The sequence below is a fragment of the Streptococcus sp. DD04 genome (assembly GCF_001578725.1).
In the GTDB taxonomy this organism is placed as follows: Bacteria; Bacillota; Bacilli; order Lactobacillales; family Streptococcaceae; genus Streptococcus; species Streptococcus sinensis.
Genome location: NZ_KQ968978.1, coordinates 42,017 through 52,891 on the forward strand (window position 1 = coordinate 42,017; position 10,875 = coordinate 52,891).

General features: G+C 43.5%; 10 protein-coding genes and 1 tRNA gene. 8 read left to right on the forward strand and 3 right to left on the reverse strand.

Annotation, left to right across the window (positions count from 1 at the left end; genetic code table 11):
* The 3 genes from STRDD04_RS05320 to STRDD04_RS05330 all read left to right on the forward strand — a co-directional run.
* On the forward strand, positions 1-682 hold a 682-nt coding region (locus STRDD04_RS05320), incomplete at its 5' end, for an LPXTG cell wall anchor domain-containing protein (protein WP_156469064.1).
* A gap of 213 nt (positions 683-895) precedes the next feature.
* Positions 896-1,084, forward strand: a complete 189-nt coding sequence (locus tag STRDD04_RS05325; RefSeq protein WP_062199985.1) for a DUF3173 family protein — start codon at positions 896-898, stop codon at positions 1,082-1,084.
* The gene (locus STRDD04_RS05330) at positions 1,084-2,220 is read left to right on the forward strand and encodes a tyrosine-type recombinase/integrase (protein WP_062199987.1); all 1,137 of its coding nucleotides are present in this window, start codon (positions 1,084-1,086) and stop codon (positions 2,218-2,220) included. The genes STRDD04_RS05325 and STRDD04_RS05330 overlap by 1 nt, the downstream gene beginning before the upstream one ends.
* Positions 2,221-2,303: 83 nt before the next feature.
* Here STRDD04_RS05330 and STRDD04_RS05335 read toward each other — a convergent pair.
* Together STRDD04_RS05335 and STRDD04_RS05345 are read right to left on the reverse strand one after the other, a co-directional pair.
* Positions 2,304-2,376: transfer RNA gene (locus STRDD04_RS05335), tRNA-Lys, on the reverse strand.
* A gap of 265 nt (positions 2,377-2,641) precedes the next feature.
* Positions 2,642-3,910 carry a replication-associated recombination protein A gene (locus STRDD04_RS05345; protein WP_062199989.1) on the reverse strand — a complete coding sequence of 423 codons (1,269 nt, stop codon included), beginning with the start codon at positions 3,908-3,910 and terminating at the stop codon, positions 2,642-2,644.
* A gap of 87 nt (positions 3,911-3,997) precedes the next feature.
* Here STRDD04_RS05345 and STRDD04_RS05350 point away from each other — a divergent pair, with 87 nt between their 5' ends.
* From STRDD04_RS05350 to STRDD04_RS05370, 5 genes are read left to right on the forward strand one after another with little or no spacing between them, the layout of a single operon-like run.
* Positions 3,998-4,468, forward strand: a complete 471-nt coding sequence (locus STRDD04_RS05350; RefSeq protein ID WP_062199991.1) for a DUF3013 family protein — start codon at positions 3,998-4,000, stop codon at positions 4,466-4,468.
* 9 nt (positions 4,469-4,477) lie between these two features.
* Positions 4,478-4,927, forward strand: a complete 450-nt coding sequence (locus tag STRDD04_RS05355; protein ID WP_062199993.1) for an NUDIX hydrolase — start codon at positions 4,478-4,480, stop codon at positions 4,925-4,927.
* Positions 4,928-4,939: 12 nt separating this feature from the next.
* A complete protein-coding gene (locus STRDD04_RS05360; protein ID WP_062199994.1) occupies positions 4,940-6,382 on the forward strand; it encodes an ApeA N-terminal domain 1-containing protein in 1,443 nt (480 codons plus the stop codon).
* Positions 6,383-6,389: 7 nt separating this feature from the next.
* Positions 6,390-7,343, forward strand: coding sequence for a 50S ribosomal protein L11 methyltransferase (gene prmA, locus STRDD04_RS05365; RefSeq protein ID WP_062199997.1), 954 nt, complete (start codon positions 6,390-6,392; stop codon positions 7,341-7,343).
* Positions 7,344-8,096: a 16S rRNA (uracil(1498)-N(3))-methyltransferase gene (locus tag STRDD04_RS05370; RefSeq protein WP_062199999.1), complete on the forward strand. Its 753-nt coding sequence runs from the start codon at positions 7,344-7,346 to the stop codon at positions 8,094-8,096.
* Between the two features lie 46 nt (positions 8,097-8,142).
* Here STRDD04_RS05370 and STRDD04_RS05375 read toward each other — a convergent pair whose 3' ends face one another.
* Complete coding sequence (locus STRDD04_RS05375; protein ID WP_062200001.1) at positions 8,143-10,548, reverse strand: bifunctional 2',3'-cyclic-nucleotide 2'-phosphodiesterase/3'-nucleotidase; 2,406 nt, start codon at positions 10,546-10,548, stop codon at positions 8,143-8,145.
* Positions 10,549-10,875 lie beyond the last annotated feature (327 nt).

Here is a 10,875-nt window from a genome sequence, read left to right on the forward strand (position 1 = left end):
GGTTACCTTTAATGATATTGATAATAATCAAACCGTGACACTCAATGGGCTTGACGGCTCTAAATTGGTAAAAGGTCGAAATATTAACCAAGCAGGCAACAGCTATTCAGCTGGCGCTGGAGATGTCTCTCAAGCCTCAGGTGGGGTCATTGATTCAAATGGTGTACAGTTCAACTTTGATACGGCTCGAAAAGTGACCTTCAGCGGTAGTCATTATTTACCAGGTTACATCAATACATCCATTGTAGCAGGTATCTTTGGTGTGGCCTCTGAAGTGCCAAAAGAGCCTAAGAAACCAAACTTGGAGGTTACTAAAACAGATGTGGCAGTTCCAGAAGCACCTCAAGCACCAAAACCAATCACTGTAGCGGTGAAGAAAGCAACCGTTGGAGCTCCTAAAGCTGGTGACAAACCAGTTCCACCTACTGTAGCGGTTGAAAAAGTTACCGTAACAGCTCCTGATGCTCCAGAAGCACCAAAACCAGTGGAAGTTGACGTACACTATTACAAGATGACGACAACACCAACTCCAGAAGCACCTGCACCAAAAACTCCAGTCGCACAAGCTTCTGTCCTTCCTTCAACAGGTGAAAAAGGCAGTGTACTTGCAGTGGTAGGAGGAGCTTTACTTGCTGGATTAAGTTTGGTAGGTATTCGTAAAAGTAAGCTGCTTCAGTTGTAAGTTATGCTGCTGGTTATGGCTATACAAAGAAACGTAAGAATAATTAACTAAAAGAGAGCAGGCGAGCATAGGTGCTTGCTTGCTTCTTTTTTTATAGAATGTTCGTCTCCTGAATGCTTATATAGGTTCTGCAGTCAAAAAATCGTTCGGATTTTTAATCAATTAACTGGAAACCTGGTTTACTTAATGTTCGGATTTAGAAAGGAAATAGAAATGGAGAATGGAAATATTATCTCTGACAAAGAGTTGATGAGTATGGGCTATAATAAAGCGACTGCTCAGAGAATTATCAAGGAATCAAGAGAATTACTAGTGGAAAGGGGGTTTTCATTTTATGATAGGAAACGTTTAATGATCGTACCTAAAACAATTGTAGCTGAAATTTTAGGAGTACAGATCTAATGGCTAATATTCGTTATCGAAGAAGAGGAACTTCAGGACTTTGGTCGTATGAGGTAAGGGAAAAAGGTCAAACGGTCGCTCATGGAAGTAGTTTCAAAACAAAGAAAGAGGCCATTGTTGAAGCGGAAAAAATAGCTCAGAAAATACGTTTGGGTGGAAGGCTGAGCAAGGATATGACTTTGGTGTCGTTGTATCAGGAATGGTTAGAGTTAAAAATTCTTCCGAGTAATAAAAGTGAGTTAACTAAACAAAAATATGTAGCTAGGAAAAAGATTATTCTTGAATTATTTGGGAATGAAAAGATTTCTTCAATACGAGGAAGTGATTATCAACGAGCTTTAAATAACTATGGTGAACGAGTTGGCAGGGATGTTTTACGGCGTTTTCATAATGGTGTTAAAGCTGCGTTGAGAATGGCTATTGGGGATAAGTTGATGGTTGATGATTTTACAAAAGATGTAGAATTATATCCAGGAATGAAAGAGCAGGAAACGGATGAAAAATACTTGCATAGCGAAGAGGAATATTTTTTAGTTTTAGTGGAATTAAGAAGACGGTTTGACTATTTTAAATCGATTGTACCTTTTATTTTGTATTTTTTATTTGTGACAGGAATGCGGTTTGGTGAATTGATGGCTTTAACTTCAGATGAGGTAGACTTTGAGAATAATCGTATTTATACTTATAGGCGATATAATACCTTGTTAAGAAAATTTGTTCCGCCAAAAAATAAGACTTCTATACGTCATGTGCCACTTAAGAGAGAAGATATGGAGCTTTTGCGTGAGTTGATTGCTTTACAAGAGAGAGTTAATAAAGAACTTGGATTAAATAATCCTGAGCGCTTAGTTTTTCAGCATTTTTCGTATAAATATGGAGTTCCGTTGACAGATACGGTCAATAAGTATTTAAGAGAAATGTTAGAGGATTTGGAGATTGAGCCTTTAATCACAACAAAAGGCGCACGTCACACATACGGGAGTTATTTATGGCACTGTGGGATTGATTTAGGAGTGATCGCAAAAGTATTAGGTCATAAAGATATAACAATGTTGATAGAGGTTTATGGCCATACATTGGAAGAAAAGATTGATGCAGAATTTGATCGGATTCGATCGCTAAAATACAAAAGATAAAAAGTGGGGCAAAAAGTGGGGCAACTTCGTATTAGAGCAACGAAAAAAGCCTATATGATAGGCTTTTTGTACAAAAATTATTATGCCCCCTGCAGGGCTCGAACCTGCGACCCATAGATTAAGAGTCTACTGCTCTACCAACTGAGCTAAGGAGGCAACAGAAAAAGCTGTATTGGTGCCGGACCTTCACGATTTGTATTGAACCCGCGCAATTAAGCAGGTGGGCAACTCGCTCTAACTGAAGCTGCTTCCGCGTGACACGGCCTGCACGCTGTTAGAAGTCTTTTGTTTCCCTAGTAATACAAAAAATAGTCGGTCAACACTTAAGTGTGAAGTCGTACACCACAGCGTTTCTATAATTATGATACCATAAATTTTGAAAAATTCAAGAGAAAAATATGATTTTTTGCAAACGATGCCATCATTTTTTTAAGTAATCAATTTTATCCTTGGTCATACCAAGGGCTCGCTCATATTTTCCATTTTCATTTGGGGTGAAATAATCCGCGTCTTTTATTTTATCTGGCAGATAGTCTTGTTTGACCCAATTGCCGGGATAGGAGTGAGGGTAGAGATAGTCCTGAGCGTTACCTAACTCCTTGCTACCGCTATAGTGTCCGTCGCGCAGGTGGCGGGGGATAGACAGATTTCCATTCTTCCGTAGGTCAGCCAAGGCCTTGTCCATAGCCAGATAGGCTGAGTTGGACTTGGGAGATAGGGCCAGATCGATGACAATATTGGCAATGAGGATCCGGGCTTCAGGAAAGCCAATTCGCTGGGCCGCCTCCAGAGCTGTGACGGTATGAACTTGAGCGTCTGGATTTGCCAGGCCAATATCTTCATAAGCGATAACGATCAGGCGGCGAGCTAGGCTAGGCAAGTCTCCGGCTTCAATGAGTCGGGCTGCATAGTGAAGGCTGGCATTGACATCGGAGCCACGGATGGACTTCTGCAAGGCAGAGAGGACATCATAGTGGCCGTCCCCGTCCTTATCCATGGTAATGTAGCTCTTTTGCAGGCTGTTTTCCATCACATCGAGCGTGATGTGGCGAATGCCCTTGCCATCTTCTGGGGTAGAGAGTACGGCTAGATCCAGCGAGTTATAGGCAGAGCGCAGGTCTCCGTTGGTAGAGATGGCAATAAAGTCTAGAGCATCATCGTCTAGCTCCACTGGAAAATCAAATCCTCGTTTCTTATCACTCAAGGCTAGCTGAATGGCTGTTCGGATGTCGTCGTTGCTTAGGGGCTCAAGCTCAAATATCTGAACCCGGCTTCGGATGGCAGGGGTGACAGAAAAGAAAGGATTTTCTGTCGTCGCTCCAATCATGATGACCAGACCGCTTTCTAATAGCGGCAGCAGGAAGTCTTGTTTTGTTTTATCCAAGCGGTGAATCTCGTCTAGCAGGAGCACCAGTCCGCCGGAAAATTTCGCTTCTTCAGCAATCTCCTGCAGGCGCTTCTTGCTATCTACGGTGGCGTTAAAGGTCCGAAAGGCGAACTTGGTTGTGCCGGCAATAGCCGAGGCGATGGAGGTCTTGCCGATGCCGGGTGGCCCGTAGAGAATCATCGAGGACAGCCGGTTGGCTTCAACCATACGGCGGATAATTTTCCCGGGTCCGACCAGATGCTGCTGTCCGATGATTTGATCAATGTCGGTAGGCCGCATGCGCAGGGCTAGGTTTTCTGGCATAAGATTTCCTTTCTGCAAGTGTTTTTCTTAGCGTTTTGTGTTACTATTGTAGATAGTAATATTTTATCACAATGAAAAGAGGAAATCATGGCTAAGTACGGTTTTTTGGAGATATTGGACGAGGAAATGGGGAAGAGCTTTCCTTTTGACTATGAGATAAACTGGGATAAGAAGAATCACGCGGTGGAAGTAGCCTTTCTCCTTGAGGTGCAAAATCCAGGCGGGGTTGAAACTGTTGATGCTGAGGGCAATGCATCGGCTGAAGATATTTACTTTGAGGAGGCTGTGCTTTTCTACAATCCGGCCAAGTCTCACTTTGAGGAGGACGATTATCTGGCAGTTCTTCCCTATGAGCCTAAGAAGGGCTTGTCGCGAGAGTTTCTGGCTTATTTCGTGGATTTTCTAACCCAAACAGCTGAGTCTGGTCTTGATGCGCTCATGGACTTCTTAGCAGATCCAGAGGCAGCAGAGTTTGAGATGGCTTGGAATGCTGAGGCTTTTGAAAATGGCAGAGCTGACTTGACTGAGAAGACCTTTTATCCTTATCCGAGGTATTAGGAGGCGCTTATGGAAGATGCAGAAGGACTAGATCTGCTGCACAAACAGAAGGAGTTTTCTGGCTGCAAGATTGCCTTGCTCTGTGATGACAAGTTGCTGACCATCTTGCGAGACGATATTTCAACCATTCCATACCCTAATATGTGGGAGCTGCCGGGCGGTGGCCACGAGGAAGAGGAGACTCCTTTTGAATGCGTCCAACGAGAGGTTTTTGAAGAGCTTGGTTTGAAACTTGAAAAAACGGCTATTGTCTGGGTTAAGGCATATCCAGGAATGCTTGATCCAGACAAAACCTCTATTTTTATGGTGGGAACTATCACTCAGGAAGATTTTGCCAGTATCGTCTTTGGCGATGAGGGTCAAGCTTATCAGATGATGGATGTGAGCCAATTCTTAGCAGATGAAAAGGTTATTCCGCAGTTGCAGGACAGGTTGAGCGATTATTTGGAGGGTAAATAGGTTCTAAAAGATATGAGTAAATTAACATATAAATCATATTCATGGGATAAAGACTTTGAAATCAAAGGATATTTTTCTGATAATAAATCAAAGGTAGTTAGCTCTGAAGCAAATAGTGGTATTTTGACATACTCACCTAATGAGATTGTATTAGAAATTTTCGGGGAATTTCCAAATGATGAGGCTATATCTATTAATTTTGGTAATCCTGTTGATCAAATATATGGATTTGATTCCTCAGGTAATCTATTAATTTTGGAATCTTATGGTAGTCCGTTTGGAACAGAAAATGCTCCAGGCTTTCCAATAAGGAAGTATAGAATTAAAAATTTTAAAATTTTTGAGATAAATTATCAATGGCTTCCAAATAAGAAAAATTTCAAAGAGTTGATAGTTGAATTGATTGACGAATTGGAAGATACTAAAGTCCAGTATTACCAATTCTCTTTTGATCATTTAGAAGATTGGATTGGAAAATCAATTATAAGTGCGGAACGTGATTTCAAACAACGAAATTTTAATATTGCTGTAAATATTGATAAATATCAATCTACGGAAATTTTGATAAAATCAGAGAATTTAAAATTTGAAGATGTAGCTAGCTATACTTTTTCATATGACGCATTAAGCTTAGAACAATTTTATAAAATTCGTCTATCCTCTTCTAAAAATGAAAAGGTCTCTTTGCAGAAATGTTATGAGACTTCAATACGGATTAAGGAATTAGTTGAAATGTTGTCTGAAAAACCTCTGTCTTTTCTAACCATTGAATTTTTGTGCGAAAAACGTCAGGATAACAACTGGCCTATAATTAAGGGGAAATATTTTGTACAACATTCAAGAAAAAATACTAAATGGGACAAGCATGAACTACACAGGATTTCATTGGCTAAACTGGGTTGCAATTTTGAAGCTATTATAAATAATTGGTTTGATAAAAGTGAACGGTTGGAATTTATTGTTCGAAGTTTTACATCTAATTTGCATGGGGCTCCCTATCTTGAAGATAGTTTTATCGATTCTATCCGTAACTTAGAAGTCTATGCTAGGAATTTTCGAGGTGAACAACGAGTTGATATTTCTAAAGAAGAAGATATAAATAAACAAAGAGTGTTTGATTTTATTAATAACAATGTTGATGAGTGTTTTAAAAAAATCTTTAGAAATAGGTTGAAATATCAAAGACAAGATAATGACTTAAGAAAGAAATTGCTAGATTTATTTACAAATGCTTTAGGTAAAATAGAGAACAGCAAGTTTTCTGAGGATTCCATCTCGAGTATTGTTGAAAAGTTGTATGATAGTCGTAACTACTATACCCATGGAGACGAGAAATCAAAATATAAAAATCTAGTAACAGATTTTAATGAAATGTATGAACTTCTTGAATTATGTCAAGAAGTATTACGTTTATACATATTTCAAGAAGTTGGATTAGAATATGACAAGGAGTAATAGTAACATGGACACTTGGCAGGAATTAACGATTGAAGTGAAGCGTGAGGCGGAGGAAGCGGCCTCTAATATTCTGATTGAGCTGGGCAGTCAGGGCGTGGCCATTGATGACAGTGCAGATTATCTGGGGCAGGTTGACCAGTACGGTGAGCTTTTTCCAGAGGTTGAGCAGAGCGAACGGGTCAAGATTACGGGCTACTACCCAAATTCGGTAGATATAGAGGTCATTGTAGCCCAGGCCAATGAGCGATTGGCTGAGCTGGATGGCTTCGGCTTGGAGACGGGAGACATTGAGTTGACTCGGCAGGAACTAGCCGAGGAAGACTGGGCGGACAATTGGAAGAAATACTTTGAGCCGGCTCGTATCACCCATGACTTGACCATTGTACCGTCCTGGACGGAGTATGAGGCGACAGCTGGTGAGAAGATCATCAAGCTGGACCCTGGCATGGCCTTCGGTACGGGCACTCACCCGACGACCAAGATGAGCCTTTTTGCGCTGGAGCAGGTCTTGCGGGGCGGAGAAACTGTGCTGGATGTAGGCACAGGCAGTGGTGTCCTCTCCATTGCCGGCTCTCTCTTGGGCGCTAAGGACATCTACGCTTATGATTTAGACGAGGTGGCGGTGCGCGTGGCGCAGGAGAATATTGAGCTCAATCCAGGTATGGAAAATATCCATGTGGCGCCGGGTGATCTTCTCCGAGGCGTAGAAATCGAGGCGGATGTTATCGTTGCCAACATTTTGGCCGATATTCTCATCCGTCTGACAGAGGATGCCTACCGTCTGGTCAAGGATGAGGGCTATCTGATTATGAGTGGGATTATTTCTGAGAAGTGGGAAATGGTGCGCGAGTCAGCGGAAGCAGCAGGATTTTTCCTGGAAACGCATATGATTCAGGGCGAATGGAATGCCTGTGTCTTTAAGAAAACGCAGGACATTTCAGGCGTGATAGGTGGTTAGATGCAGCAGTATTTTATAAAAGGAAAAGCTCAGTCTCCTCTGGTCATCACGGACAAGGACACAGCTAAACACATGTTTTCGGTCATGCGGCTCAAGGAGGGCGAGCAAGTCACGCTGGTCTTTGATGATGGAGTGAAACGGCTGGCGCGGGTGCTGGATCCAGCTCAGCAGAGTTTGGAAATCTTGGAGGAGCTAGCAGATAATACTGAGTTACCGGTCCAAGTGACCATTGCTTCAGGTTTTCCCAAGGGTGATAAGTTAGAGTTTATCACTCAGAAGGCAACGGAGCTAGGAGCCAATGCTCTCTGGGCCTTTCCAGCGGACTGGTCGGTGGCCAAATGGGATGGCAAAAAGCTAGCCAAAAAGAGTGAAAAGCTAGAGAAAATTGCTCAAGGAGCAGCAGAGCAGAGCAAACGCAATCTGATTCCTGAGGTTCGACTCTTTGATAAAAAGGCAGCCTTTCTGGCGGCCTTGGCAGTCTTTGACCGCATCATCGTGGCCTATGAAGAATCAGCCAAAGAAGGAGAAACTGCAGCACTAGTCCGAGATCTTTCAGGCTTGGAAGCCGGAGCAAAAGTGCTCTTTATCTTCGGACCGGAGGGCGGTCTATCGCCAGATGAAATAGCAGTCTTTCGCCAAGCAGGGGCTGTATCGGCTGGTCTAGGTCCACGTATCCTGCGGGCTGAAACAGCTCCGCTTTATGCCTTGACGGCAGTCAGTGTTTTGTTGGAATTGAGCAATGACAGTCTTTAAAAAATAAAATCAGCAGCCGTTTTGGCTGCTGATTTTTTAATTATTATTATCTTTCCCGTTTTTTTAGGGCGAAGATTCCTGCAAGTCCGGTCATGACAAGTCCTAAGAGTCCGAGTGAGGACGTCTTTTCTCCAGTCGCTGGGAGACTTTCTGCTCCTGCTTGTCTGTGGGAAATTTGCTTGTTTGTGTTAGGGGTAGCGGTCAAGACAGGGAAGTCTACTCTGCTATGCTGCAGGTTGGCTGCTTCGACTGCGATAGTCGGACGGCTTGGCTGCTCAATTGGCACTGGTTCAGTCTTCGGTGCGACATAAACAAATTTGTATTCGCCGAATCCTTCTTGAGCTGATGCCGCTAGATAGACGATGTCTCCGTCTGTACCAATCAAGTTCTTGGCTTTATCAGCTGTCAGGAAGCGCAGGTCCAGCCCCTTAATGGTATCAGCGAAATGCCAGTTTTTATCGGCACTTGGATTGATGTTTTTAACAGCCAAGATATAGTTGATGATGGCCTGACGGTTTTCCAGATTGAGCAGACGGTTGAGGCTGGCTTCTCGAACACCTGGGAACTTACCGTTAGCTCGATAGTTATTGGTCACGACGATAAATTCTTGCTTAGGGTCAATCTCCTTGCCTTGATACTTCAAATTGCGAACCCGACTGGCATTTTCGTTAACGACTTTGCCTTCGCGGTCGTATTTTTTCGGCTGGGTAATGTCAAACTCATAGGTAACACCGTCGATAACATCAAAGTTATAAGTCCGGTAGTCAGTATTGACCAGATTTTGCGGTTGGCTATTGTTAGGGTCAATGGTATTGAACTGGCCAGCTGACATTTCCAACCATTCTTTGAGCTGGGCACCGTTGACCTTGAGGATAGCTGTGACATTGTCGTAGAGATAGAGGTCGTCTACATTCTTGATGGCAATAGGGCCAGCTGGAATGTCTGTGTAAGCCGTTGCATCCCCACGGGTTCCCGCCTTGAAAGGCGCTGCTGCAGACAGAATAGGAAGGTTGGCTTCAGGCGTGCCAGCCAGCTCTTGCTTAGCATACCAAAGCTGAGCATTGTTGACGATTTGCACGGATGGATCGTCTTTGACCAGAGCGAAGTAGCTGGTAATCGGTGCAGTCGTAGTGCCGACTTGCTGGCGGACGTAGTTGATAGTACCTTGGTGGGATTCTTTGGCAATGTCAACGACGCGCTGATCTGCTTCATTAGACTTGGTATCCACCTTGCGGATGGAGCCTTTGCTGTCAGTGACCTTCCATTTACCGTCGGTATAGGTCATTTTGAGGTCAATGACGCCCAGATGGTCGCCGTATTGCCCAGCCATGGTCACTGGAGTGCCATTGATTTTGCCGTTGATACCATCTACACCAGGGTATTTTTCATAGAAGCCGCTTCCGTTTCCGCTTGGAAATTCAGCATGGGAGTGGCCTGTTACAACAGCATCTACACCTGGCAGGCTAGCGATTTGATAGCCTTCATTTTCCTCGCCTTTTTCATACTTATCATCTCCGATACCAGAGTGAGAAAGTACCAAAGTGATGTCTGCACCTGCCTTGCGCATCTCAGGGATGATGTCTCGAATAGCCTCAACAGAGTCACGAACGACCACTTTTCCTTCTAGGTTCGCTTTATCCCAGTTGAGGATCTGTGGCGGAACAATCCCAGTCACACCGATCTTGACAGTCGTCAAGCGGCCTTGAGTATCCGTAAAGGTCTTTTCGATGATTTTGTAAGGTTGATAGATGAATTTACCAGTTGCTGGATCCAGCACATTGGCATTGACAAGTGGCATACCAGCTGTCTTAATCACACGGTTCAGATAGTCCAGACCATAGTTGAACTCATGGTTTCCTAGCGTACCAGCTTCAAAGCCCAGAGCCTGCAGGGCAGCGTACATAGGGTGCTGCTCGCCCTTCTCCACAGGCTCTACAATTGCCTTATAGGTTCCAAGCGGCGTTCCTTGGATGGTGTCGCCATTGTCCACTAATAGGACGTTTGGATTTTCTTTCTTGGCCTTCTCGATTAGCACGGCTGTCTTAGCCAGTCCCAAAGTTTCCACCGGCTTGTCCTGATAGTAGTCGTAGTTGACCAGATTGGTATGGAGGTCGGTCGTTGCTAGGATACGAACATCGACAGTCTGTCCCTCCACGGGCTTAGTGTCCTCAGTAGCTGCGACGTTGCGAGCCATGGCCATCAAAGCATCAGCGTTTCCACTGGTATTTTCTGGGGAAATAGCAGAGCTAGGCTCCGTGCTCTCTGGTGTCGCAGTAGTCTCAGTAGGACTTGCAGCAGTCGTTGGTTTTGCCTCTGCTGCGCTGCTTTCTACTGGAGCAGGATTAGTAGTGACTGCTGGAGTATTCTCATCAGCCTGAACAGCATTTACAGCTGCCGCAAGAGCCGCTGTGCTCAAAAGCACAAGGGCTTTTTGAAGAGATGATTTTGACATAATAACTCCTTTTTAAAAATGAATGTCGGATTTCCATTATACTACATCGAAGCGCTTTCATCAATTGATAAATCTTATTACGCAATTTAATGTTTATTGCAGAAAGAAGTGATTTTAAGAATCTGGCCCCTTAATCTTGAATTCTGAGACGCTTCTCATACCTATTTGATTGCTACTGTTCTCGGTACTGTATGGGCTGGTCTGGAAGTAGGAATTTTATGATATACTATAAGGGAATTAAAGTTAGTTGTTTTATTGAATATCATAAATAAGGAGAAGGTCATGAACAAACGCACTTTTCTTACAATGTTGCTTATAGGAGGACTG